We start from the raw sequence: 24,658 nt of genomic DNA on the forward strand, positions 1-24,658 counted from the left end.
TAACTCTGGGGATCGACTGCGGGGATCCACGGGTCCCGGAGTGCGACATCCGGCGACGACCGTCGCGCCCATGCATGGAGAGGCCGGCACGGGCAGGAACTGCAGAGGGGGCGGGGACCGGTGACCGACCAACCAGGGGATCTGGGAGCGGTCTGGAACCGGGTCATCGGCGATCTCTCGGGGTCCTCCGGCGACGGGGACACGCCGCCGCTCTCCGCTCAGCAGCGGGCGTTCCTCCGGCTGACGCGACCGCTCGGGCTCCTCGACGGCACCGCGCTGCTCGCCGCGCCGAGCGAGTTCGCGAAGGACGCGATCGAGCGAATCCTCCGCAAGCCGATCAGCGACGCCCTCGGTCGCCATCTCGGCGTCCAGGTCAACCTCGCCGTCGTCGTCGACGCGTCCGCCGCGTCCGGGGGCACCGAGGTTCCCGACCCGCCCGATCCCCGCGCCGCTGCGCGGGTCGCTCCCGCCGAGCGGTCCGCCGGCCCGTCGGGCCTCGCCGCGTCGGTCGACGTGGTCGGCGATGCGGAGCCGCTGTCCGCCAACGGCTCACACTCGGATCTCGGATCGCTGGGCGAGGCCGCGCCGATCGACGACAGTGCCGGCCGGTTCCGGTCCGGACCCGCTGCCGCCCAGGCGGATCTCCTTCCGCCGCCGGCCTCCGGGATTCCGGGGCCCGACTCGCGCCCCGGCCAGGACGGCTGGCCCACCTATTCCGCGCCGGCGCCGGATGCCCCGCCTGCCGCGCGCTCGCGCTCGATGCTCAACGAGAAGTACACCTTCGACACCTTCGTCATCGGGGCGTCGAACAGGTTCAGCCACGCCGCGGCGGTCGCCGTGGCGGAGGCACCCGCCCGCGCCTACAACCCCTTGTTCATCTGGGGCGAGTCCGGACTGGGCAAGACGCACCTGCTGCATGCCGTCGGGCACTACGCACAGCGGCTCTTCCCGGGCATGCGGGTGCGCTACGTCAGCACCGAGGAGTTCACCAACGACTTCATCAACAGCCTGCGCGACGACCGGAAGGTGGCGTTCCAACGTCGCTACCGCGACGTCGACGTGCTGCTGGTGGACGACGTGCAGTTCTTGGAGGGCAAGGAAGGCACCCAGGAGGAGTTCTTCCACACCTTCAACACCCTCCACAACTCCAACAAGCAGATCGTCGTCTCCTCCGACCGGCCGCCGAAGCGCCTCGAGACCCTCGAGGACCGCATGCGCACCCGGTTCGAGTGGGGCCTGATTACCGACATCCAGCCGCCGGAGCTGGAGACGCGCATCGCCATTCTGCGCAAGAAGGCCGCGCAGGACCGCCTCGCCGTCCCCGGCGACGTCCTCGAGTTCATCGCGGCCCGCATCGAGCGCAACATCCGCGAGCTCGAGGGCGCGCTGATCCGGGTGACGGCGTTCGCGTCGCTCAACCGGCAGCCCGTCGACACCCAGCTCGCCGAGATCGTGTTGCGCGACCTCATCCCCGACTCCGCGGCGTCGGAGATCACCGCGCCGACGATCATGGCCGTCACGGCCGAGTTCTTCGACGTGACGATGGACGAGCTGTGCGGTCCCGGGAAGACCAAGGCGCTCGCGCAGGCCCGGCAGATCGCGATGTACCTGTGTCGCGAGCTGACCGATCTGTCCTTGCCGCGCATCGGCCAGACCTTCGGCGGCCGCGACCACACGACCGTCATGCACGCGGACAAGAAGATCCGCAACGAGATCTCGCTGCGGCGCAAGACGTTCGAACAGGTTCAGGAGCTCACCGCCCGTATCAAGCAGCGCGCCCGGCACTGACCGCGTCCGGAGCACGGAGCTCCGTCGAGGAGCCGTGTGCCGCACCGGGATGCGCCCCGGACTCGCGCGGCGCACCTCTTCTCCTGGCGCGCCGCCGTCACGAGACGCGTCCTCCATGACGGCGGACGCACGAGCGCGCGCGGGGCGAGCCGGCGCGTGGACCGTGGGGACGTGGACCGTGGGGACGCCGCCCAGGGGCCGACCGGGTGCACGTCACACCTTCCGGTGGTACCGACCGCCGATGCGTGTCGCTCGCCGATGAACCGTTCGGCGTCAGCTAGGCCACGTTCGGCGCAGGCGAAGATCGCGCAGGGGTGGCGGCCGCATCCTCCGCCGTCACGCTCCGTTGACAGTGGTGTGCCGCGCGGGACAAGAGTGGGTTTCGCGCCACCGCCCGCCCCCGCCGCGACCGCGCCGACCGGTCGCGCTGCGTCGGCGCATGGCCTGCTTTTCACCCACATCTGGGGACAACTCTGTGGATTGACGCCCGGGGGGCGGTGGATCGTTGCCGTCGGATCCGTGGACAACCCGCTCGCGGGGCGGGGACGGATCCGGGACAGCGGGGGCGGATCCGGGGTTGTCCACGGCCGGCCGGATCCGTTCACCGGCCGTCCCCGGACGCCGTCCCCACGACGCCGCGCCGTCGGACCTGCGACGACGCGCTCCATCCACACCATCCACAGGCCCTACTCCTACTGCTGGATCTCTCTTCTTCGAAGAACACGAAGAGAAGAGGTGGGTGGACAACCGCGACGCGGTCGCCTCCACGGAGCGCCACCGGGGGACGCACGGCCCGGCGTGACACCCGGGCCGATGAGGCTCTACGGTGGTCCGACCGTCCTGGTCGTCCCCGGCTCTCGTCCGCGCTTCGGTTCTGCTCCGACCGCGAACAGCTCGGAAGGTCCGGTCGGTGCCTGCACGTCCCCGGGTGCCCCGCCATCCGGTCGCAGTCTCGTGACCGTCGGTGAAAGGTCCTCACGTCATGAAGTTCCGGGTCGAACGCGACGTCCTGGCCGATGCCGCGGCCTGGGTGGCCCGCAGCCTGCCTGCGCGGCCGCCGGTCCCGGTCCTGGGCGGCGTCCTGATCGAGGGTGGCGGCGACCCCGGCGCGGAGACGCTCACGGTGTCGGGCTTCGACTACGAGACGTCGGCCCGGGTCGAGCTCGACGCGACGGTCGGCGACCCGGGCCAGGTGCTCGTCTCCGGCCGCCTGCTCGCCGACATCACCCGCGCGCTGCCGTCGAAGCCGGTCGACCTGGTGGTGGACGGGTCCCGCGCGACGATCAACTGCGGCAACAGCCGGTTCAGCCTCCCGACCATGCCGGTCGAGGACTACCCGCAGCTGCCGGCGATGCCGCAGCGGGCGGGCTCGGTCGCGGCCGATGTGTTGGCCTCGGCCGTCGCGCAGGTCGCCGTCGCGGCCGGCCGCGACGACACGCTGCCGATGCTCACCGGCGTGCGACTGGAGATCGAGGGCTCGCGGCTCACGCTCGCGGCGACCGACCGCTTCCGGCTCGCCGTCCGCGAACTCGACTGGGAGCCGGAGGACCCCTCGGCGTCGACCGCCGTGCTGATCCCGGCCCGGACGCTCGCCGACGTCGCCAAGGCGCTCTCCGGCTCCGGCACCGTGGAGATCGCGCTGTCGGCCGGGGACGGCATGCTCGGGATGACCGGCAGCGGCCGGCGGGCGACCACCCGGCTGCTCGACGCGGAGTTCCCGCGCTTCCGCCAGCTGATCCCGGCCGAGAGCACCACGAACGCCGAGATCGAGGTGGCCACGCTCGTCGAGGCGATCAAGCGCGTCGCGCTGGTGGCCGACCGGGTCGCCCAGATCCGGCTCGAGTTCGGCGAGGACGGCCTGCGGCTGGCGGCGGGCGGCGACGACGTCGGAAGCGCCGAGGAGGAGATTCCCTGTGCGCTGCAAGGGGAGCCGCTGACCATCGCGTTCAACCCGTCCTACCTGCTCGACGCGCTCGGCGCGCTGCACACCGAGCGCGTGCAGCTCTCCTTCACCACGCCGAACCGGCCGGCGCTGGCGCGTCCCGTCGTGGCGGACGACGCCGCGAACCCCGGGTACCTGCACCTGCTTATGCCGGTGCGGCTGCCCGGCTGAGGCCGGCGCCGACCGCCGACGGCGCCGGGGGACGTCCTGCGCGACGGCGGCGCCGCGGCACCGTCGTACCCCGCAGCTAGCCTGAAGAGGTTCCGCCGCAGCGATCGACAGGAGTCCGGCCGCCGTGCACCTGCGCCGTCTCGCGGTCACCGACTTCCGTTCCTGGGAGCAGGCCGACCTCGACCTCGACCCGGGCGTGACGGTCCTCGTCGGCTCGAACGGCGAGGGGAAGACGAACCTCGTCGAGGCGGTCGGCTACATCGCGACGCTGGGCTCGCACCGCGTCGCCACCGACGCCCCGCTGATCCGGCGCGGGGCGTCCCGGGCGGTGGTGCGCGGCGTCGTCGTCAACCAGCGGCGCGAGCTGGCCGTCGAGCTGGAGATCACGGCGGGCAAGGCGAACCGAGCGCGGGTCAACCGCTCGCCGGTGCCGCGCACGCGCGACGTGCTGGGCATCCTGCGCACCGTCCTGTTCGCCCCCGAGGACCTCGCACTGGTGCGGGGTGACCCGGGGGAGCGCCGCCGGTTCCTCGACGACCTGCTCGTCGCCCGCTATCCGCGCTACGCCGGCGTGCGGGCCGACTACGAGCGGGTCCTGCGGCAGCGCTCGGCGCTGCTGAAGACTGCCCGCGCGGGCGGCGATCTGCGCACGCTCGACGTCTGGGACGGGCACCTGGCGCGGCACGGCTCGGAGCTGCTCGCGGGCCGGCTGGACCTCGTCGCGGGGCTCGCCCCGCCGGCCACGGCTGCGTTCGCCGACGTCGCGCCGAGCTCGGATCCCGCTGCGCTGCAGTACCGCTCGAGCCTCGAGGGCGAGCTGCCGGCCGACGCCGCGGCGCTCGAGGAGCTGCTGCTCGAGGCGCTCGGTCGCGTCCGCAGACAGGAGGTCGACCGGGGGGTGTGCCTGGTCGGCCCGCATCGCGACGACCTGGAGATCCGACTCGGCGACGGTCCGGCCAAGGGATATGCCAGCCACGGCGAGTCGTGGGCGCTGGCGCTCGCGCTGCGGCTCGGGTCCTACCGGCTGCTGCAGGCCGACGACGTCGAGCCCGTCCTGATCCTCGACGACGTGTTCGCCGAGCTCGACACGCGGCGCCGGCGTGCGCTCGCCGCCGTTGCGCTGCAGGCGGAACAGGTGCTGGTCACCGCGGCGGTCGCCGAGGACGTCCCGGCGGAGCTCGGGGGCGCGCGCATCACGGTGAGCGGTGGTACAGCGGTGCGCACGGCAGGCTCGCCCGCGGTCGATCATCCGGTGACGGCGACATGACCTGCGCGGGAACAGTCGACGCCGGAGGACACCGCCGATCACCGGACCTGTGGACAACGCTGTGGATACTGTGGATAACTCGCGGAGATCTGGTGACAGTCGTCGGATTCGGCCGTCTGTCGATGCGAAGGGACCGCCGATCGTGAGTGACGACGGCCACTCTGTCCCCAGCCCTGGGGATGACGGCGACGGTGCCGCTCGTCGCGACGCAGGCGCCGAGGACGGTCTGCGCGGCCCGGATCTCGCCCGCGAGGCGCTGCGCGCCGCGCGCGAGGCCTCGGCTCAGCGCGCGGCCGAGCGCGCCGGCAAGGACGACCCGCGGCGGCGCCGGGGCGCGGGCCGGCGCGGCAGCCGGCGTCGCTGGTCCGGCCCCGGACCCGACGAGCGCGACCCGCAGCCGTTCGGCCGGCTCGTCGCACGGGTCTCGATGGACCGCGGCTGGTCGCCGCGGCTGACCGACGCGACGGTCCTCGGACGCTGGCCGCAGCTCGTCGGGCCCGACATCGCCGACCACTGCACGCCGGTGTCGTTGCGCGACGGCGAGCTCACGTTGCAGGCCGAGTCGACCGCCTGGGCCACCCAGCTGCGGACGCTGCAGCGCCAGTTGCTCGCCCGGCTCGCCGTGGCGGTCGGCAACGACGTCGTGCGCCGGATCCGCGTCGTCGGACCGTCGGGGCCGAGCTGGCGGCACGGCCCACGCCACGTTCGCGGCCGGGGTCCGCGCGACACGTACGGCTGACCGGCCGTTCCGCCCGCGTCGGGAGGAACCGGGCATCCTCGTCGGGCAGCCGTCGTTGAGAGGGTGAACGGTGCGGGATCCACCGTTCGACGCGTTCTCGTGCCGTTCAGCGCGACGTGACTCGCCGAGAGCCTCCCGGAGACCCCGGTTCCGCCGTCGCGACCCGACTTGTGACGCGTTCGTCGTTCTCTGGCGCTTTCAGGGGTGTCCTAGCCGCGTTCCTGTGGGTGCAGACCAGTAGAATCAAGAGTGGTGCTTCGGGCGGACCCCGAATCCGCCCGCTCGACCGTCACCCCGTGTGCACCGAGCACGCGAGGGGCGTGACCTTGTACGAGGAGACCTACAGCCCGTGGCAGCGGAGAAGAAGAACGGCTACAGCGCGTCGTCCATCACCGTCCTCGAAGGCCTGGAAGCCGTCCGCAAGCGCCCCGGCATGTACATCGGCTCCACCGGTGAGCGCGGCCTCCACCACCTCATCTGGGAGGTGGTGGACAACGCCGTCGACGAGGCGATGGCCGGCTACGCCGACCGCGTCGAGGTCGTCCTGCGCCCCGACGGCGGCGTCACGGTCGTCGACAACGGGCGCGGCATCCCCGTCGGCATGCACCCGGTGGAGAAGAAGCCCGCCGTCGAGATGGTGCTGACGATGCTGCACGCGGGCGGCAAGTTCGACAGCGACTCCTACGCGGTGTCCGGCGGCTTGCACGGCGTCGGTGTCTCGGTGGTCAACGCGCTGTCGAGCCGGCTCGACGTCGACATCGACACCGACGGCTTCCACTGGTCGCAGAAGTACACGCGGTCGGTGCCCGGCCCGCTGGTCAAGGGCGCCCCCACCCGCGCCACCGGCACCACCGTCACGTTCTGGGCCGACCCCGACATCTTCGAGACGACCACGTACAACGTGGAGACGGTCCGCCGCCGGCTGCAGGAGATGGCCTTCCTCAACAAGGGGTTGACCATCGTGCTGCGCGACGAGCGCAACGGCGACAACGGTGAGGCCGAGGAGCCGGATGCCGAGGGGTACGTCGCCAAGATCAAGGAGTACACCTTCCACTACCCGAACGGGCTGGAGGACTTCGTCGCGCACCTGAACAAGACGAAGGACCCGATCCACAAGAAGCTCGTCTCGTTCTCCGGGGAGGCCCCCGGACACGCGCTCGAGGTCGCGATGCAGTGGAACTCCGGCTACACGGAGTCGGTGTACACGTTCGCGAACACGATCAACACCCACGAGGGCGGCACTCACGAGGAGGGCTTCCGCGCGGCGCTGACCAGCACGGTCAACCGCTACGCGCGCGACAAGAAGCTCCTCAAGGAGAAGGACCCGGCGCTGTCGGGCGACGACATCCGCGAGGGCCTCGCCGCGATCGTCTCGGTCAAGGTCAAGGAGCCCCAGTTCGAGGGCCAGACCAAGACGAAGCTGGGCAACACCGAGGTCAAGTCGTTCGTGCAGCGCGTCAGCAACGAGTGGCTGGCCGACTGGTTCGAGCGCAACCCCACCGAGGCGCGCACGATCGTCAACAAGGCGGTGCAGTCGGCGCAGGCGCGGATGGCGGCCCGCAAGGCGCGAGAGCTGGTGCGCCGCAAGAGCGCCGGCGACATCGGGGGCCTGCCCGGCAAGCTGGCCGACTGCCGCTCGACCGACCCGTCGCGCTCCGAGGTCTACATCGTCGAGGGCGACTCGGCGGGCGGCTCGGCCAAGTCCGGCCGTGACTCGATGTTCCAGGCCATCCTGCCCATCCGCGGCAAGATCATCAACGTCGAGAAGGCCCGGATCGACCGCGTCCTCAAGAACACCGAGGTCCAGTCGATCATCACGGCCCTGGGCACGGGAATCCACGACGAGTTCGACCTGGCCAAGCTGCGCTACCACAAGATCGTGCTGATGGCCGACGCCGACGTCGACGGCCAGCACATCCGCACGCTGCTGCTCACGCTGCTGTTCCGCTTCATGCGCCCGCTCGTGGAGCACGGCCACGTCTTCCTCGCGCAGCCTCCGCTGTACAAGATCAAGTGGGGCGGCCGGGGCGCCGAGCCGGAGTTCGCGTACTCCGACGCCGAGCGCGACGGGCTGATCGCCGCGGGCCGCGCGGCCGGGAAGAAGTTGCCCAAGGAGGAAGGCGTCCAGCGCTACAAGGGCCTCGGCGAGATGAACGCCAAGGAGCTCTGGGAGACGACGATGGACCCGGCGCACCGGGTCCTGCTGCGCGTCACGCTGGACGACGCCGCCACGGCCGACGAGTTGTTCTCGGTCCTCATGGGCGAGGACGTCGAGTCCCGCCGCTCCTTCATCACCCGCAACGCGAAGGACGTGCGCTTCCTGGACGTGTGATCCACACATCCGTTCCAGACGCACGTATGGATAAGAGGACCTCGTGACAGACACCTTGGACCCCACGGTCCCGCCCACCGGCGGTGCGGGCGGTGGCGACCGGATCGAGCCGGTCGACATCCAGCAGGAGATGCAGCGCTCCTACATCGACTACGCGATGAGCGTCATCGTCGGGCGCGCGCTGCCGCTCGTCGAGGACGGCCTGAAGCCCGTCCACCGCCGCGTCCTTTACTCGATGGGGGAGAACGGGTTCCGGCCCGACCGCTCCTACGTCAAGTGCGCCCGCGTCGTCGGCGAGGTGATGGGTAACTACCACCCGCACGGCGACTCCGCGATCTACGACGCGCTCGTCCGGCTCGCCCAGCCGTGGTCGATGCGCTACCCGCTGATCGACGGCCAGGGCAACTTCGGCTCGCGCGGCAACGATCCCGCCGCGGCCATGCGCTACACCGAGTGCCGGCTCTCGCCGCTGGCCATGGCGATGCTGCAGGACATCGAGGAAGAGACCGTCGACTTCCTCGACAACTACGACGGCAAGACGCAGGAGCCCGTCGTCCTGCCGTCGCGGGTGCCCAACCTGCTGATCAACGGCAGCGTCGGCATCGCCGTCGGCATGGCCACGAACATCCCGCCGCACAACCTGCGCGAGGTCGGCGCGGGCGTCGTGTGGGCGCTGGAGAACCACGAGGCCTCCGACGAGGAGCTCCTCGAGGCCCTCATGGCCCGCATCCCGGGCCCCGACTTCCCGACGGCCGGCCTCATCGTCGGCCGCGACGGCATCGAGTCCGCCTACCGCACGGGCCGCGGCTCGATCCGCATGCGCTCGGTCGTCGAGGTCGAGGAGGACGCCAAGGGGCGCACCATCCTCGTCGTCACGGAGCTGCCCTACCAGGTCAACCCGGACAACCTCATCGAGTCGATCGCGTCGATGGTCCGCGACGGCAAGCTCACGGGCATCGCCGAGATCAACGACGAGTCGTCCGACCGCATCGGCATGCGCATCGTGTTCACGCTCAAGCGCGACGCGGTGGCCAAGGTCGTCCTCAACAACCTCTACAAGCACACGCAGCTGCAGACCAGCTTCGGCGTGAACATGCTGGCGATCGTCGACGGCGTGCCGCGCACGCTGCGGCTCGACCAGGTGGTGCGCAACTACATCCGCCACCAGATCGAGGTCATCGTCCGGCGCACCCGCTACCGGCTGCGCAAGGCCGAGGAGCGGGCCCACATCCTGCGCGGTCTGGTCAAGGCGCTCGACGCGCTCGACGAGGTCATCGCGCTGATCCGGGCCTCCGAGACGGTCGACGTCGCCCGGCAGGGCCTGATCGACCTGCTCGACGTCGACGACATCCAGGCCCAGGCCATCCTCGACATGCAGCTCCGCCGGCTCGCGGCCCTGGAGCGGCAGAAGATCATCGACGAGCTCGCGGAGATCGAGCGCGAGATCGCCGACTACCAGGACATCCTGGCGCGCCCGGAGCGGCAGCGGCAGATCGTGCGCGACGAGCTGACCGAGATCGTCGACAAGCACGGCGACGAGCGCCGCAGCCGGCTCGTCGCCGACGACGGGGACGTCACCAACGAGGACCTCATCGCCGTCGAGGACGTCGTCGTCACGATCACCGAGACCGGCTACGCCAAGCGCACCAAGACCGATCTGTACCGGGCGCAGAAGCGCGGCGGCAAGGGCGTGCAGGGCGCGACGTTGAAGCAGGACGACATCGTCGCCCACTTCTTCGTGTGCTCCACGCACGACTGGATGCTGTTCTTCACCAACAAGGGACGCGTCTACCGGCTCAAGGCCTACGAGCTCCCCGAGGCCAACCGCAACGCCCGCGGGCAGCACGTCGCGAACCTCCTCGCACTGCAGCCCGACGAGCACATCGCCCAGGTCATGCAGATCAAGGACTACCAGGCGGCGCCGTACCTCGTGCTGGCCACCAGGAGCGGCCTGGTCAAGAAGTCCCGGCTGGAGGACTTCGACTCCAACCGCTCCGGTGGTCTGATCGGCATCAACCTGCGCGACGAGGACGAGCTCGTCGGAGCCGTGCTCTGCTCCGCCGACGACGACCTGCTGCTCGTCTCGGCCGAGGGCCAGTCGATCCGGTTCACCGCCGACGACGCCGCGCTTCGGCCGATGGGCCGGGCGACGTCCGGTGTGCTGGGCATGCGCTTCAACGACGGCGACCGGCTGCTGTCGATCGGCGTGGTGCAGGACGACAAGTTCGTCCTGGTCGCCACCGCGGGCGGCTACGCCAAGCGGACCCCGATCGAGGACTACCCGGTGCAGGGTCGTGGCGGAAAGGGCGTGCTGACCCTTCAGTACGACCGTCGTCGTGGCACGCTGGTCGGCGCACTCATCGTCGGCATCGACGACGAGCTGTACGCGATCACCTCGACCGGAGGGGTGATCCGGACATCGGCCCGCGAAGTGCGCAAGGCCGGCCGGCAGACGAAGGGGGTTCGGCTCATGAACCTTGGCGACAACGCCACTCTGCAGGCCGTCGCGCGCAACGCCGAGGACGATGCCGACGACTCCGAGCTGAACGGTTCGTCGAGCTGATCCCCCCGGGGACCTGCGCGCCGAGCACTCAGCCGAGCACCGAGGAGAGCGTCACCTCGTGAGCGAGAACAGCAAGCAGGCCGACGACAGCGGTCGGGTCGCCACCGGCGGGACGCCCGCCGGGGCCCCGGGGACCAACGGCGACGGAGCCGCACCGGGCCCGGCCGACCCGAACGGGCTCCCCGCCTCCAACGGGGCCGCCGCTGAGAGCGGTGGCCCCGCGGCGAGCGGTGACCCCGGCGAGAAGGGGAGTCCGGGCGGGAACGGGAGTCCTGCCGACGCGACGCCGTCGGCGGTCCCGGGCGACGCGGCGGCCGCGACCGTCCCCGCCACGGGGCCGGTGGCCGGCGGTGCTGCCAACGGAACCCCGCCTGCCGCCGGAGCCGTGAACGGTGCGGTCGCCGGTGCCGACGCCCCGCCGGAGACGGTCGCGGTCGACAAGCCGTCCCCCCGGCCGTCGCCCACCCCGGTCGGCGGCTCCGCATCGGCAGGCAACGGGGCCGCGCGGCCTGCGGAGGCGGCGGCGCGGCCGGTCCCGACGCCCCGGCCCGCCGGGGAGACCCGCCCCGCCGGCGAACCGGTGCCCGCACCCGGGCCGCTCGCCGAGACCCCGCCGCCCTGGCAGCGGATGCCGGGGGCGGAGCCGCCCGTCGCGCGCACCACCGCCGCGCAGGACCGGCCGGTGGGCGGTCTGTTCGACGGCCCGACGACCTACCTCGACCCGGCCGGTGACGACCGCACCGCCGACGGCGCACCCCAGACCGGGGCCGCTGCCGCCGTCACCGCTCGGCCCCGGCGCCCGCGCCAGGCCGCGCTGCAGCTCAAGCGGCTCGATCCCTGGTCGGTGCTCAAGCTGGCGCTCGTACTCGCCGTGGTCATCTTCTTCATCTGGATGGTCGCGATCGGCGTGCTCTACGGCGTCCTCGACGGCATGGGCGTCTGGGACCGGCTCAACGGGACCTACAACGACCTCGTGTCCGGCGAGTCCGCGTCCGGTGGCAGCGCCCTCATCAGTGCCGGCCGGGTGTTCGGGCTGGCCGCTGTCGTCGGGGCGATCAACAGCCTGCTGTTCGCCGTCGCGATGACGATCGGGGCCTTCGTCTACAACGTGTCCGCCGACCTCGTCGGCGGCGTCGAGGTCACGCTCTCGGAGCGCGACTGACCTGCGACGACGTCCGTCGCACCGGGCCGGCAAGGGTGAGGCCGGGCCGGTGCGAGGGTGGTGGTGGGGCTGATGTAGGGTCGTGTCACCGCCGCAGGGGCCTATAGCTCAGTTGGTTAGAGCGCGTCGCTGATAACGACGAGGTCGCTGGTTCAAATCCAGCTAGGCCCACTCCCACGGTTCCTGGTCACACATCTCCTGTCGAGGACGTGATCTCGTTGAAGAAGCTCATCGCACTTGTTGTCGTCGCCGGCGCGGCGCTGCTGGTCGTCACCAAGCTGCGCGGCCGCAACGAGGACGACCTCTGGCATGAGGCCACCACGAACTGACCGGCCTGCTCGGAGCGGGGTACCGTCGTCCCTGCCCGTCCGGGGACGTAGCTCAATTGGCAGAGCACCGCCTTTGCAAGGCGGGGGTTAGGGGTTCGATTCCCCTCGTCTCCACCAAGCTGACCAGCATGTTTGCCGGTCCAAGCCGACGCTGCCCAGCGTGATGGCAATGACAGTGGCAATGGCTACCGTCACTGCGTGGCCAAGAACCCGCCGAAGCCCCGCACCGAGGGGATGATCCGGCGCCGCGGGAACTCGTTTCAGGCGATCCTCTACGCCGGCACGGACCCGGTGACCGGACGGCAGCTCTACCTGCGCGGTTCCAGCACCGACGAGGCCGAGGCTAAGAAGCTGCTGCGCAAGTTCAAGGCGCAGGTCGCTGAGCAGCGCCACGCCAAGACCCGCGCCTCGTTGCGGACGACGATTGAGTCCTGGCTCGAGACCCACGAGCTCGAGGAGTCGACCCGCGAGAACTACGTCGGCTACGCGGAGCGCCACATCTACCCGGTCCTCGGCGATGAGCCGATCGGCAAGGTCACCACGCACGTCCTGGAGCGGCTCTACGCCGAGTTCCGCCGCTGCGGCTCACGGTGCGACGGACGGCCGTACGTCGCGCACAGGGTCGACGGGCCGCACGAGTGCCGCGAGGTCCGGCACAAGCGCCCTCCGGGCCGGCCGCCAGCCGCCGGCTATCCGCCCCACGACTGTGCCGAGAAGGGCTGCCTCGTCGTCGAGTGCCGGCCGCATCTTTGTGCGCCTCTCGCCGCAGCCACGATTCGCAAGATTCACTTTGTCATTCGCGGAGCGATGACCGCGGCACAGCGCTGGGGATGGATCACCACCAACCCCGCCGAGCTCGCCAGAATCCCTCGCCTGCCTGCTCCGGACCCCAACCCGCCCACGACCGCCGAGGCGGCGGCTCTCGTCGCCGCTGCGTGGGAGGAAGACCCGAGCTGGGGCACGCTGGTCTGGCTCGTGATGGTCACCGGGATGCGGCGGGCGGAGCTCCTCGCCCTGCGTTGGTCGGATTTCGACCTCGCCGAGGGGCTGATCTACGTCCGGCGCAACCACGTCCGCGTGACTGGCAAGAACATCGAAAAGGACACCAAGACCCACCGAGCACGCCGCATCACGGTTGACCAGGCCACTGTCGAGCTGCTGAGTGAGCACCACCAGCGGTACTCAGAGCGGTGCGGTCAGCTCGGATTGAAGCCGGTGCCCACGGCCTACCTCTTCTCGTACTCGCCGACGAACGACCGCCCGTGTAATCCGAGCGGAGTGACACACCGATACAGGCGGATGTGCGAGCGTCTCGACATCGACAGCCATCTGCACGCCCTCAGGCACTACTCGGCTACGGAACTCCTCGCCGCCGGTGTCGACCTGCGTACGGTGGCAGGCCGGCTCGGGCACGGGGGCGGTGGAGCCACCACCCTGCGGGTCTATGCCGCTTGGCTTGATGGAGCTGATCGGCGTGCCGCCGAGATCCTCGGGAGCCGGCTGTCGATGCCGAACGCCTGAGCAGAGCCTTGGCGCGGCGCAGCTGGCTCCATCCCGGGCTGGGGCTGGACTCCGTTCTCCTCGATGGTGCGGGCGACGCGTCGAGGCGTCAGGGCTGATGCCACAGATCTTCGCCTCAGGGCCGGCAGCAGGGACGGACTGACCATCGGCACCAGACGTTGGCGCCGTCGACGGGCCACTGCTTGCACCGGTTGCCGTGGTTGGCGGTGGCGGTGCACTTCTCGCGGGCGGTCACGGCGTGCCGGTGAGCGCGGCGAGGATGCCGTAGGTGGTGTCGCGGTTGAGGAGGGGTGGGCCCGCACCAGACATATGCAAAGTCTTGCATATGTCAAGGGTGGTTGAGGTGGGTTCGCCTGGTTGGCGTGTGGTCGCGGAGCTCTCCAGCCCCACGCGACCTATGCGCAGTCTTGCATGGGACGTCGCTAGTCACCGAGTGCATCCGCGATGGGTATGCACGGTCACGAAGCTAGGTTGCGCCTTACTGTGGATGCGGTCGCTCATCTCACAATGAACGTCACAGATGTAGTTCGTTCAAGATCGCGTGTGAATGAACCCACAGGGTCGCTGACCTGCGCAGACTTGCCTGCACCGTGAGGTATGTCGCATTACGGTGACAGTTGTCACTCAGGCTCGAATGGAGCTTGTCGGTCACCATTCCGTAACCTCTGCCCCAGCTTCTCGCATGTCCGGCGCTTCGGCGCCCTCTCGGCTCCCGTGGACCACGTGGCCACGGGAGAAGGGAGGCACATGGCCAAGCGAAGGAAAGGCAAGAAGCCGTTCAACCGACGCAACGATGCGTCACTACCCAGGAGAAGGGACGAGTCCGCTCTAGAGCGGACCCGCCTCATCCTCATCCTCATGCACGTCGTCTCCCTCGCACGGGAGTACGTCGACGACGTGCTCGACTGGTGGCCGTAGTGGGCCGCCAGTGAGGAGCGGGTGGGCGTCGGAGTTCTGCAGGACCTCGGCGCCCATCCGTCGGGCCGGGCTCGCCGGCCGCGTGCACAACTATCGTTGTTCTGCGGTCGTATTTCTACCTGGGACGTGCACGTGTGCAGCTTTCCGTGACCGGCATCACGGCTGCCGGGGCATTTCCTGGAGCCGCGGCCAAGCGTCGCAACCCGGTCGGGAGGTCCGTCCGACGCCGCGAGATACTAGAATAGTGAACAGCACCACCCCGTCGGGTGTCACCCCGAAGTTCCGGCGCAGCCGGCAGCACCTCGACGACTACAACAAGGCGGCCAAGGAATACCTCGAACGTGGCCCGTTCGAGGTGTACGTCGATGCCCAGCCCGGCAGCGGCGACGCGGTCTACCGCGTGCGCGTCCTGGAGGCGCCCCCGGAGGATCTCGGCTTGATTCTCGGCGACGTGATCCACAACGCCCGTAGCGGCCTCGACCACATCGCTCACCGGCTTGTAGAAGCCAACGGGAAGAGCCCCGACGGCGCCCACTTCCCCGTCGGAAAAACGGGCGAGGAGTCGTTCCGCAAGGCGGTCAAGTCCGGGCTCGGCGACGCCTCGATCCCTGTCCGCGAGGCCGTCCGCGCCATGCGGATCTACCCGGGCGGGGGCGATGAGGATCTGTGCAACCTGCACGAGCTGGACCTGGCCGACAAGCACCGGCTCCTGACTCCCGTCGGGATGACGCTCTCCTCATTCGACCTGCTGACCCGCGTCAACGGAGTTGATGTGGGCCCGCTGACCATGCTGCCGCGCGATCCGATCTTCCCGATCGTGGAGGCGACCGAGGTGATGAGGATCGCCGAGGCGGCGCGGTTCGTCGACACGGGCCCGTTTTCCAACGACTACTCGTTCCGCTTCGGGCTCGCGATCGAGGCCCTGCTGGGGCCCGACGGCCTGCCGGAGCCGGTCGGCCCGGCTGTCGAGCGGTTGATCAGTCACGCCGAGGACGTCGCCGGTCAGCTGCTGCAGCTGATCCTCTGATCGGACCTGGCTGGCGAGTTGCTTGCCGGCCGATGTGGAACGGAGATGTTGACCATGAGCTTGTCCCAGGGTGCGGGCATCGAGCAGCGGATCCATGCCGCAGCGGACTGGGCCAGAGCGCGAGAGCGCGAGGCCTCGGCCATCGCTGACACGCAGGGCGCCGACCTCGCCAACCGGGCTCGGCCCGATGGTGACCGCGGCGACGTACTCGGCGGTGGCCGCGACGCTGGAGGAGGTCCTCGTGACGGGCACGTGGTCCGAGCGGGCCGCCAACGAGGAGGGGCAGCAGTGACGCAGGAGTACACCCCGTCGACGCCGACCTTCGTCGGTGGTCTCGCGGACGTGACGCTCCACCTGCGGGGCGGGCAGAGCATCACGTTCCGGACTGACGAGTACGACGCCTCGGTGGACGACGAGTCCGGCGAGCTGGAGATCTTCGCGTTCTCGTACCCGCCGCGCAGCGTCGACCTGCCGAGCCGGCTGATCCACGTTCGCACGGAGGCGATAGACGCGATCACGCATGTCGACGTGGCGGCTCCGTCGACAGAGGCCTAGACGAGTAAGTCCGAACCCGGTCAGTGGTCGTAGGCGATCAAGGATCGGGTGATGGGCTGTCCGGTGGCGCGGTTGTGCCAGATCGCGGCGGTCAGGGCGAGCAGGCGCTGCCCGATCCGGGCGCTGACGCCGTCGATGCTGCGTCCGCCGTGCAGCTCGAGATCGAGTTGGCCCTTGAGGGTGTCGTTGACCGACTCGATGAGCTGGCGGATCGGTTTGAGCAGGTGTTCGCCCGGGCGTGGGGTGCGGTTGCGGTAGGAGGGCCGCAGCAGCACCACGCCACGCTCGGCCAGGTAGGTGTCGAGTTCGCGGGAGACGTAGCCCTTGTCGGCGATGATGGTCAGGCCGGGCCGGTCGGTGGTGAGGGTGGGGTCGTGGTCGAGCACGGCCATCAGGACCTGGCGTTCGTCGAGCTTCGGGTCGGCCAATGCCCAGGTGATCGGCAGTCCGGCCGGGGTGCAGACCAGGTGCAGGCGCAGCCCCCAGAACCACCGCGAGTGCGACGGGCAGTAGCTGTAGCCGGCCCACCCGGCCAGGTTCGAGCGTTTCGCGGTGGGCCGGGAACGGGCGCACTCGACCGGGGTGGAGTCCACGACCCAGACGGGGTCGGCCCACAGGTCGGTGTCGCCGGCCAGCTCGCGGATGACCCGCTTGATCAGTGACACCGCCGAGCGCAGCCGCTTGTTGTAGCCGGACTGGCCCGGCAGGTACGGGAACGCGGCTGGTAGCGCCCGGGGCACGAACCGTAGCCAACGGGCCTCGGAGCGGACTCCCAGCAGCACCTGCGCCACGGCCAGGGTGAGCAGCTCGGCGTCGGAGAGCTTCGGTGGCCTGCCCGGGCGGGTGCGTTTGCCCAGCCAGTCGTCGATCTTGACGTAGAGTGCGGTCAGGAGGGTGTTGAGGTCGGTCGTCACAAACTGATCTTCAACACCCTCCCGTCACGTCCCGGGCCCGGCACGCCGTTAGGACTTACTCGTCTAGACGAGTAAGTCTGAACCCGGTCAGTGGTCGTGGGCGATCTGGGACCGGGTGAGGGGCTGTCCGGTGGCGCGGTTGTGCCAGATGGCGGCGGTCAGGGCGAGCAGGCGTTGGCCGATGCGGGCGCCGACGCCGTCGATGCTGCGTCCGCCGTGGAGTTCGAGATCGAGTTGGCCTTTGAGGGTGTCGTTGACCGACTCGATCAGCTGCCGGACCGGTTTGAGCAGGTGCTCACCGGGTGTCGGCGCTCACGTAATTCCCCAGGTTGAGCCGGTTCTCGCTCACGTAATTCCGCAGGTCGGCGCTCACGTAATTCCTCAGCGGGAGGGCGAGCGTGGCGTCGTGGGTGTGGTCCTCGCAGGCATGAGGCTGCCGCCGTCGGTCGGATCTGGCGGAGGCGTGAGTGGCGAGGAGAACGTTCGACGTGGTCGATGTGACCGAGATATTGATCCACTGGCATGCGGGCCGGTCGCAGAGCGAGATCGCGGCCAGCCTGGGGGTGGACCGCAAGACGGTGAAGAAGTACGTGTCCCCGGCGCTGGAGGCCGGGGTCAGCCCGGGTGACCGGCAGCGGGCCAAGGCCGAGTGGGAGCAGCTGGTCCGCGGCTGGTTTCCCGGGCTGGCGAACACGAGGCTGCGGCAGATCACCTGGCCGGAGTTCGACCGCCACCGCGACCTGATCGCCGAGCTGCTGGCCGCTGGGGTCACGAAGGCGACGATCTGGCAGCGGCTGCGCGACGAACACGGCGTGGCCGCGTCCGCGGCCTCGCTGAAGCGGTGGATCGCCGCGACGCTGCCCGACCAGGGTGTCCGCGAGCGGGTCACGGTGCTGCGTGAGGACCCGCCGCCGGGTGCGGAGGCGCAGATCGACTACGGGTTCCTCGGATCGTGGACCGACCCGGTCGGCGGGCGCCGGCGGCGGGTGTGGGCGTTCGTGATGGTGTTGTCGTTCTCCCGGCACGTGTTCGTCCGCCCGGTGCTGACCATGGACCAGCATGCCTGGACCGCCGCGCACGTCGCGGCGTTCGAGTTCTTCGGCGGGGTCCCGGTCCGGCTGGTGCCGGACAACCTGCGCACCGGGGTGGACCGGGCCGATCTCTACGACCCGAAGCTCAACCGCTCCTATGCCGAGCTCGCCGAGCACTACGGCACGTTGATCGACCCGGCCCGGGCGCGGAAGCCGAAGGACAAGCCGCGGGTGGAGCGGCAGATGCCCTATGTCCGGGACTCGTTCTGGCGCGGGCGGGTGTTCGGGTCGCTGGAGCAGATGCAGGCCGAGGCCGAGCACTGGTGCCGCGAGGTCGCCGCCCGCCGTCAGTGTCGCCCGCTCGGCGGCGCCCAGCCCGGTGCGGTGTTCGCCGCAGCTGAGGCTGATGAGCTGAACCCGTTGCCGCGCACCCAGTTCGTGTTGGCCCGGTGGAGCAGCGCCACGGTCGGGCCGGACATCCATGTCAAGGTCGGCAAGGCGCTCTACTCGGTGCCGTGGCGTCACATCGGCCAGCGCGTCGACGCCCGGGCGACGGCGACGAGCGTGCAGATCTTCGCCCGCGGCGACGACGGGGGCAGCCAGTTGATCGCGACGCATCCGGTCAGCACCTCGGCGCGGCTCAAGCGCACCGACCTGGCCCACTACCCGCCGGAGAAGATCGCGTTCCGGATGCGGACCCCGGTCTGGTGTCGCACCCGCGCCGCCGAGATCGGCGAGAACACGACCGCGGTGATCGCCGAGTTGCTCGCGGTGAATGCGCTGTTCCGGCTGCGCGCCGCCCAAGGCGTCCTCGGCCTGGCCGACAAGCACGGTCCGGCCCGGCTCGAGCGCGCCGCCGGGAAGGCACTGGCCGCGGGTGACCCGTCCTATCGGACGATTCGTGGCATCCTCGCCGCCGGTCTGGAGGCCGAACCCGCCCCACCGCCCACCGGTGACGGAGGTGCTGCGGCGTTCCTGCACGGGCCTTCGCGGCTGTTCGTGAACGTCATCCCCATGCCCACTACGGGCAGCGGTCATGATCCCGGCGGGAGCACGAGCGCGATGACCGACACCATGACCGCGGCCGCGGATGCCTGCGACCAGCACTCGAGCAGCAGCGACGAGCAGACCTCCCCCGGGTCGGTCGGCGAGGCCGGGACGACGAACGCCGCCGACACCAACAACAACGAGGTGTCGGCGTGATCATCGATGCTCAGCTGCACCAGGCACTGCGCGCGCTGAAGCTGTCCGGGATGCGCGAGACCCTCGACGCCCGGCTGGCCCAAGCCCGCGCCGGGGAACTCGGGCATCTGGAGTTCCTGCAGGTCCTCTGCCACGACGAGATCGCCCGCCGCGAGACCCAGGCCATCACCCGCCGGATCCGCCGCGCCCAGTTCGAGTCCCAGGCCACCCTCGAGGAGTTCGACTTCGCCGCCTCGCCGAAACTGCCCGCCGCCCAGATCCGTGACCTCGCCGCGCTGCGCTGGCTCGCCGCCGGGGAGTCCGTGATCCTCTATGGCCCGGTCGGCGTCGGGAAAACCCATGTCGCCCAAGCCCTGGGCCGCCTGGCGATCCGCCACGGCGGCGACGTCCGGTTCACCAAGACCAGCCGGCTACTGGCCACCCTCGCCGGCGGCCACACCGACCGGACCTGGGACCGGCGCCTGGCCGAGCTGGTCCGGCCCGCCGTGTTGATCTGCGACGACTTCGGCATGCGCGAGCTCACCCCCGCCCAGGCCGACGACCTCTACGAACTCGTCTGCGCCCGCGCCGCGGCCGGGCGCAGCCTGGTGCTCACCTCCAACCGCTCCCCGGTCGACTGGTATCCACTGTTCCCCAACCCCGTCGTCGCCGAGTCCCTGCTCGACCGGCTCATCAACACCAGCCACCAAGTCTTCATGAACGGACCGAGCTACCGCCCCAAGCAGCGCCCTGCGGGCGCGGGAGTGTCCGATCTTCGGTGTAACTGGTCTGTAGCTCCGGGCGTGTCCCGGGGGAAGGACCACCAATGACCGACACGATCGAGCCCATGCCGCGGGCTCGGATTGATCACCAGCAGTTCGCTCAGCAGTTGGTGGAGGCCGCCAAGGCCGACGGGGTGGAGCTCGTCGGCCCGGACGGGCTGCTCACCGGGCTGACCAAAACAGTGCTCGAGACCGCCCTGGAAGCCGAGCTCAGCGAGCACCTGGGCTATGACCGCCACGACCCGGCCGGGCGCGACGGCGGGAACTCCCGCAACGGCACCCGCACCAAGACCGTGCTCACCGAGATCGGCCCGGTCGAGATCGAGGTGCCGCGCGACCGCGACGCCAGCTTCGAGCCTCAGATCGTGCGCAAGCGCCAACGCCGCCTGGACGGGATCGACGAGATCGTGCTGTCGCTGACCGCCCGCGGCCTGACCACCGGGGAGGTGGCCGCGCACTTCGCCGAGGTCTACGGGGCCAAGGTCTCCAAGGACACCATCTCGAGGATCACCGACAAGGTCCTCGACGAGCTGGGCGAGTGGCAGAACCGCCCGCTCGACGCCGTCTATCCGGTGCTGTTCATCGACGCTCTCTACGTCAAAGTCCGCGACGGGCAGGTCACCAACCGGCCCTTCTACGTGGTCATCGGGGTGACCGTGGACGGGCAGCGCGACATCCTCGGGATCTGGGCCGGCGAGGGCGGCACCGGTGGGGAGGGCGCGAAGTTCTGGCTGCAGGTTCTGACCGAGATCAAAAACCGCGGGGTCGGCGATGTGTGCATCGCCGTCTGCGACGGCCTGAAGGGCCTGCCCGAGGCGATCACCACCGCCTGGCCGCAGGCGGTGGTGCAGACGTGTGTGTTGCACCTGATCCGCAACACCTTCCGCTACGCCTCCCGGCGCTACTGGGAGCAGCTGGCCAAGGACCTGCGCCCGGTCTACACCGCCCCGACCGAGGCCGCGGCCCAGGCCCGGTTCGCCGAGTTCGCCGAGACCTGGGGCGGGCAGTATCCGGCGATCATCGCGCTGTGGCGGGCGGCGTGGTCGGAGTTCGTGCCGTTCCTGGACTACGACGTGGAGATCCGCAAGGTCATCTGCTCCACGAATGCGATCGAGTCGCTCAACGCCCGCTACCGGCGGGCGATCAAGGCCCGGGGGCACTTCCCGACCGAGCAGGCCGCGCTGAAGTGCCTCTACCTGGTCACCCGCTCACTCGACCCCACCGGGAAGGGCCGAACCCGCTGGGCGATGCGCTGGAAGCCGGCCCTGAACGCCTTCGCGATCACCTTCGCCGGCCGTATCGTCCCCAGCAACGGAAACTAGCCGCCACCCCGGCCAGTTACACCGTTCCTCTGACACTCCCGCGGGCGCAGCTCTACCGGCGAAGGAGGCCACCGGGTAGAACATCACCAGGACCCACCACCTGCGGAATTACCTGAGCACAACCCCGCGGAATTGCGTGAGCGCCCACACCGGGGCGTGGTGCGCGGTTGCGATACGACGGTCGCAGCAGCATCACGCCCCGCTCGGCCAGGTAGGCGTCGAGTTCGCGGGAGACGTAGCCCTTGTCGGCGATGATCGTCAGGCCGGTCCGGCCGGTGGTCAGGGCCGGGTCGTGGTCGAGCACGGCCATCAGCACATGGCGTTCGTCGAGTTTCGGGTCGGCCAGCGCCCAGGCCACGGGGAGCCCGGCCGGGGTGCAGATCAGGTGCAGGCGCAGTCCCCAGAAAACCGCGAGTGCGAGGGGCAGTAGCTGTAGCCGGCCCACCCGGCCAGGTTCGAGCGTTTGGCCGTCGGGCGGGAGCGGGCGCACTCGACCGGGGTGGAGTCGACGATCCAGACTGGGTCGGCCCACAGGTCGGTGTCGGTAGCCAGCACCCGGATCAGGCGTTTGATCAGCGGCAGAGCGTTGCGTAGGCGCTTGTTGTAGCCGGACTGGCCGGGCAGGTACGGGAACGCGGCGGGCAGCGCGCGGGGCACAAACCGCAGCCAGCGGGCCTCGGAGCGGACTCCGAGCAGGACCTGGGCCACGGCCAGGGTGAGCAGCTCGGCGTCGGACAGCTTCGGTGGGCGCCCGGTCCGGGTGCACCTGCCCAGCAGGTCATCGATCTTCACATAGAGTGCGGTCAGGAGGGTGTTCAGGTCGGTCGACACAACCGGATCTTGAACACCCTCCTGCCCCGTCCACGGCCGCCACGCCGTTAGGACTTACTCGTCTAGGACGCGCAGCCCGTCTCATCGGTCGGGGGCCGCGGCGCCCGCATCAGTGGCAGCACGCCGGCGCTCTACGAGCTGCCCGGCGATGTTGGTGCCGATCAGCCGCAGGATCTTGGCCGAGTACGCGTGTCGGGCCTCGATGTCCTCGGCGATGTCGTCGAGCAAGCCCCGGGGCGTCGCTGATCCGCTCGTGACAGAATTCGAGTTTACAATTTTGACATGACGAAGAATTCGCGACATGCTGTGGATCGAAATGCGACCGATCAGCGGCATATCGCTGCGCGACACATCGGTGCGTCCGGGTGATCTTGCGTAGGTTCGTACGGCAGAGATCTCACGACCAGCTAAGTCTCGGTCGTCGGCCCGATCAGTTGTCTTACGGTTGGCGCCCTTGATGTCGGTGGTCGCCGCGAAGCTCGGGCCTCGGATGTGCCTCGGTGAGGCGGCGCCTCGCATTAGACCTCAGGTTTTCGTGCTCGGCTATGACTCTCCAACTCGGCCACGGAGATAGTCTGCTGGCGGCCGATCATTTTTTGTGCCACCAGGACTCCCGCGCTGTGGGGCGGCTCTCCCGAATGGCTCGCTGATGCGTCTGTAAGTAGCCACGCGCGTACCCCTCGTTCGAATGCGTCGACCACCGTCTTGAGAACGCAAACCTCGGTATCGATCCCACAGACGAACATGTCGGTCCAGCCGTGTTCTCGTGCGAGCTCGGCGCCTTCCTCCGTGAATAGCGTGTAGACCTTCTTATCGACAACGGCCAGCGCCTGCTTGCTCAGCTCCTGGAGCTCGTCGACGATGTCGATCTCGGGTGACTCCTTGAGCTTCGACCAGCCCATGATCTTTTCGAAGGGGCTGCCGTGGTAGTTCAGGTACCGCGTGAAGACGACGTCGTGGCCCTTCTCCAGCCACTCCCGCACGAGTTGCTCGATCACCGGCACGACGTGCCGGGAGTGCTCGGTGACGAAGCCGTTCTGGACGTCGACGACGACCAGGACCGGGTTGATCTCTGCCACGCTTACCGCCTGTCGCAGTCTCGGAGGGTGTCAATGGCCTGGTCGAGTCGTCGGAGCAGGCCACTGGTCTGGACGATGGCCTCACGCATCGCGCGGTGCTGCGAGGTCTCCTGCGGCCTCTCCGTAGTCAACCGCGATCGGATGCCGCGGAGGTAGCGCCAGCCGTACTCCGGTGGGACGTCCGGGTCCTCGCCGGCCTCGACGACCCGGCGGATGTAGTCGGTGTACGCCCAAGCGGCCTGCACGGACAGCTCGCAGGCGATGAGCTCCCGCTCCGCGAGGCACTGCTCGGGTGCGAGCGGCGAGTAGACGACGCCAGACCAGGAGGCATAGCCGGTCGCGATCGCGCGGACGCCGAACTCGCAGATGTCAGGGTGGTCGAACCCATCGCGCAGGAACGCCTGCTCGACGACCGAGGCGCGGGCGAGCTTCTCCTCGGGCGTCCCCTGCTCGTGCCGGCTGACGAGGACCCGCGGGACGCACAGAAGCCGGAGCGCGCTGCTGTGCTGCTGGCCGTCGAGCGGGACGTCGTCGACCCAGTAGGCGCTGAGCACGTAGGGGTCGCCGAGGACCTCGAGCCCGCTGTCACGGAGGACCTGCGCAGCGCGCTGCATGTTCTCCTCGTACGTGATTCGGCGCCAGACAGCGACCGAGGCGATCGACTCCGGCTCCAGGTCCTCGACGACGTGGAACATGATGACCCCGAACTGCCAGCACAGCGCGCGGGCGCCCGCGAGGTCGAGGTCGTGGACTCGCTCGCAGGTCAGCCAGTCATCGTCCGCCTCGTCGACGGCATGGCGCCGCTGAAGTTGGGCCACTGCCTCGGCTCCGACGTAGAGCGGGACGAACTTGTGGCTTCGAATCCGGAAGGTGCTCCCAGCTCCCGAGGTCGGCTCCGAGGGACCGAACAGCTCGATCGGTGAGCGCTGGAAGAACTCGGCGAGGAGCGATGCGTAGAAGTCGTCCGGCCGCCGGACCCGTCCGGTCTCCAGACGATAGATCTGCTTCTCGATGTTCGACTCGCCCGGGGAGCTCCAGCCGCGGGAGCGGCAGAAGTTGTGCAGCTCGCGGGCGAGCCGCGGCCTGCCCCAGGTCCGCGAAGTCCGCAGCTCGAACAGGACGCGGTTGGGCACGCGGGATGTCCCTGTGTCCATGCCCGATGTCCCCTCTGTCCATGTGACAACGGACGTGTCCATCGGTGTC

19 protein-coding genes, 2 tRNA genes and 2 pseudogenes are annotated in these 24,658 nt (G+C 69.8%); 17 read left to right on the forward strand and 6 right to left on the reverse strand.

Going from position 1 to position 24,658, the window contains the following annotated elements; genetic code table 11:
* Nucleotides 1-120: 120 nt before the first annotated feature.
* The 14 genes from dnaA to PSED_RS00070 all read left to right on the forward strand — a co-directional run bounded on the left by dnaA (nucleotide 121) and on the right by PSED_RS00070 (nucleotide 16,314).
* Entirely contained in the window at nucleotides 121-1,788 is a 1,668-nt protein-coding gene (gene dnaA / locus PSED_RS00005) for a chromosomal replication initiator protein DnaA (RefSeq protein ID WP_013672228.1), read from the forward strand.
* 982 nt (nucleotides 1,789-2,770) lie between these two features.
* Nucleotides 2,771-3,901: a DNA polymerase III subunit beta gene (dnaN, locus tag PSED_RS00010; protein WP_013672229.1), complete on the forward strand. Its 1,131-nt coding sequence runs from the start codon at nucleotides 2,771-2,773 to the stop codon at nucleotides 3,899-3,901.
* A 124-nt stretch (nucleotides 3,902-4,025) separates the two neighbouring features.
* Complete coding sequence (gene recF, locus PSED_RS00015; protein ID WP_013672230.1) at nucleotides 4,026-5,168, forward strand: DNA replication/repair protein RecF; 1,143 nt, start codon at nucleotides 4,026-4,028, stop codon at nucleotides 5,166-5,168.
* A 142-nt stretch (nucleotides 5,169-5,310) separates the two neighbouring features.
* Nucleotides 5,311-5,907, forward strand: coding sequence for a DciA family protein (locus PSED_RS00020; RefSeq protein ID WP_013672231.1), 597 nt, complete (start codon nucleotides 5,311-5,313; stop codon nucleotides 5,905-5,907).
* Between the two features lie 349 nt (nucleotides 5,908-6,256).
* Nucleotides 6,257-8,239: a DNA topoisomerase (ATP-hydrolyzing) subunit B gene (gyrB, locus tag PSED_RS00025; RefSeq protein ID WP_013672232.1), complete on the forward strand. Its 1,983-nt coding sequence runs from the start codon at nucleotides 6,257-6,259 to the stop codon at nucleotides 8,237-8,239.
* Nucleotides 8,240-8,294: 55 nt separating this feature from the next.
* Entirely contained in the window at nucleotides 8,295-10,802 is a 2,508-nt protein-coding gene (gene gyrA / locus PSED_RS00030; RefSeq protein WP_379653017.1) for a DNA gyrase subunit A, read from the forward strand.
* 58 nt (nucleotides 10,803-10,860) lie between these two features.
* Nucleotides 10,861-11,964 (forward strand): DUF3566 domain-containing protein, encoded by a 1,104-nt coding sequence (locus tag PSED_RS35580; protein WP_013672234.1) that lies wholly within the window; start codon nucleotides 10,861-10,863, stop codon nucleotides 11,962-11,964.
* A gap of 97 nt (nucleotides 11,965-12,061) precedes the next feature.
* Nucleotides 12,062-12,135, forward strand: a tRNA-Ile gene (locus PSED_RS00040).
* Nucleotides 12,136-12,173: 38 nt separating this feature from the next.
* Nucleotides 12,174-12,293 carry a DLW-39 family protein gene (locus PSED_RS00045; protein ID WP_013672235.1) on the forward strand — a complete coding sequence of 40 codons (120 nt, stop codon included), beginning with the start codon at nucleotides 12,174-12,176 and terminating at the stop codon, nucleotides 12,291-12,293.
* A 41-nt stretch (nucleotides 12,294-12,334) separates the two neighbouring features.
* A tRNA-Ala gene (locus tag PSED_RS00050) sits at nucleotides 12,335-12,410 on the forward strand.
* 81 nt (nucleotides 12,411-12,491) lie between these two features.
* Entirely contained in the window at nucleotides 12,492-13,814 is a 1,323-nt protein-coding gene (locus PSED_RS00055; protein ID WP_013672236.1) for a site-specific integrase, read from the forward strand.
* A 747-nt stretch (nucleotides 13,815-14,561) separates the two neighbouring features.
* The gene (locus PSED_RS00060) at nucleotides 14,562-14,732 is read left to right on the forward strand and encodes a hypothetical protein (RefSeq protein WP_013672237.1); all 171 of its coding nucleotides are present in this window, start codon (nucleotides 14,562-14,564) and stop codon (nucleotides 14,730-14,732) included.
* Between the two features lie 244 nt (nucleotides 14,733-14,976).
* Complete coding sequence (locus PSED_RS00065) at nucleotides 14,977-15,759, forward strand: hypothetical protein (RefSeq protein ID WP_013672238.1); 783 nt, start codon at nucleotides 14,977-14,979, stop codon at nucleotides 15,757-15,759.
* A gap of 288 nt (nucleotides 15,760-16,047) precedes the next feature.
* Nucleotides 16,048-16,314 (forward strand): hypothetical protein, encoded by a 267-nt coding sequence (locus tag PSED_RS00070; protein ID WP_013672240.1) that lies wholly within the window; start codon nucleotides 16,048-16,050, stop codon nucleotides 16,312-16,314.
* A 20-nt stretch (nucleotides 16,315-16,334) separates the two neighbouring features.
* On the opposite strand, the gene PSED_RS00075 is transcribed toward PSED_RS00070, so the two are convergent.
* Nucleotides 16,335-17,228 carry an IS982 family transposase gene (locus PSED_RS00075; RefSeq protein WP_013672241.1) on the reverse strand — a complete coding sequence of 298 codons (894 nt, stop codon included), beginning with the start codon at nucleotides 17,226-17,228 and terminating at the stop codon, nucleotides 16,335-16,337.
* Between the two features lie 87 nt (nucleotides 17,229-17,315).
* A pseudogene (locus PSED_RS00080) lies at nucleotides 17,316-17,528 on the reverse strand (IS982 family transposase); the annotation flags it as partial.
* Between the two features lie 188 nt (nucleotides 17,529-17,716).
* Between PSED_RS00080 and istA the strand changes: the two are divergent.
* Genes istA through PSED_RS00095 form a run of 3 tightly spaced genes read left to right on the forward strand, consistent with a single transcriptional unit; the run spans nucleotide 17,717 to nucleotide 21,545 of the window.
* Entirely contained in the window at nucleotides 17,717-19,462 is a 1,746-nt protein-coding gene (gene istA, locus PSED_RS00085; protein WP_013672242.1) for an IS21 family transposase, read from the forward strand.
* Nucleotides 19,459-20,271, forward strand: a complete 813-nt coding sequence (istB, locus tag PSED_RS00090) for an IS21-like element helper ATPase IstB (protein WP_013672243.1) — start codon at nucleotides 19,459-19,461, stop codon at nucleotides 20,269-20,271. Before istA ends, istB begins: the two co-directional genes overlap by 4 nt.
* The gene (locus tag PSED_RS00095; protein ID WP_013672244.1) at nucleotides 20,268-21,545 is read left to right on the forward strand and encodes an IS256 family transposase; all 1,278 of its coding nucleotides are present in this window, start codon (nucleotides 20,268-20,270) and stop codon (nucleotides 21,543-21,545) included. The genes istB and PSED_RS00095 overlap by 4 nt, the downstream gene beginning before the upstream one ends.
* 148 nt (nucleotides 21,546-21,693) lie before the next feature.
* On the opposite strand, the pseudogene PSED_RS00105 reads toward PSED_RS00095, so the two are convergent.
* The 4 genes and pseudogenes from PSED_RS00105 to PSED_RS00120 all read right to left on the reverse strand — a co-directional run.
* A pseudogene (locus tag PSED_RS00105) lies at nucleotides 21,694-22,376 on the reverse strand (IS982 family transposase); the annotation flags it as partial.
* A gap of 81 nt (nucleotides 22,377-22,457) precedes the next feature.
* Nucleotides 22,458-22,604 carry a hypothetical protein gene (locus tag PSED_RS00110; protein WP_158511276.1) on the reverse strand — a complete coding sequence of 49 codons (147 nt, stop codon included), beginning with the start codon at nucleotides 22,602-22,604 and terminating at the stop codon, nucleotides 22,458-22,460.
* Nucleotides 22,605-22,894: 290 nt separating this feature from the next.
* Nucleotides 22,895-23,455, reverse strand: a complete 561-nt coding sequence (locus tag PSED_RS00115) for a cysteine hydrolase family protein (protein WP_013672246.1) — start codon at nucleotides 23,453-23,455, stop codon at nucleotides 22,895-22,897.
* Nucleotides 23,456-23,457: 2 nt separating this feature from the next.
* A complete protein-coding gene (locus PSED_RS00120) occupies nucleotides 23,458-24,588 on the reverse strand; it encodes a hypothetical protein (RefSeq protein ID WP_202946333.1) in 1,131 nt (376 codons plus the stop codon).
* Between the last annotated feature and the right edge of the window lie 70 nt (nucleotides 24,589-24,658).

Origin of the sequence: Pseudonocardia benzenivorans CB1190, assembly GCF_000196675.2 — a bacterium.
GTDB lineage: Bacteria > Actinomycetota > Actinomycetes > Mycobacteriales > Pseudonocardiaceae > Pseudonocardia > Pseudonocardia benzenivorans.

What these genes read in the sequence shown, in the direction of transcription:
- dnaN (WP_013672229.1), top strand. Translation starts at nt 2,771, where the DNA reads ATGAAGTTCCGGGTCGAACGCGACGTCCTGGCCGATGCCGCGGCCTGG.
- PSED_RS00060 (WP_013672237.1), top strand. Translation starts at nt 14,562, where the DNA reads ATGGCCAAGCGAAGGAAAGGCAAGAAGCCGTTCAACCGACGCAACGAT.
- PSED_RS00095 (WP_013672244.1), top strand. Translation starts at nt 20,268, where the DNA reads ATGACCGACACGATCGAGCCCATGCCGCGGGCTCGGATTGATCACCAG.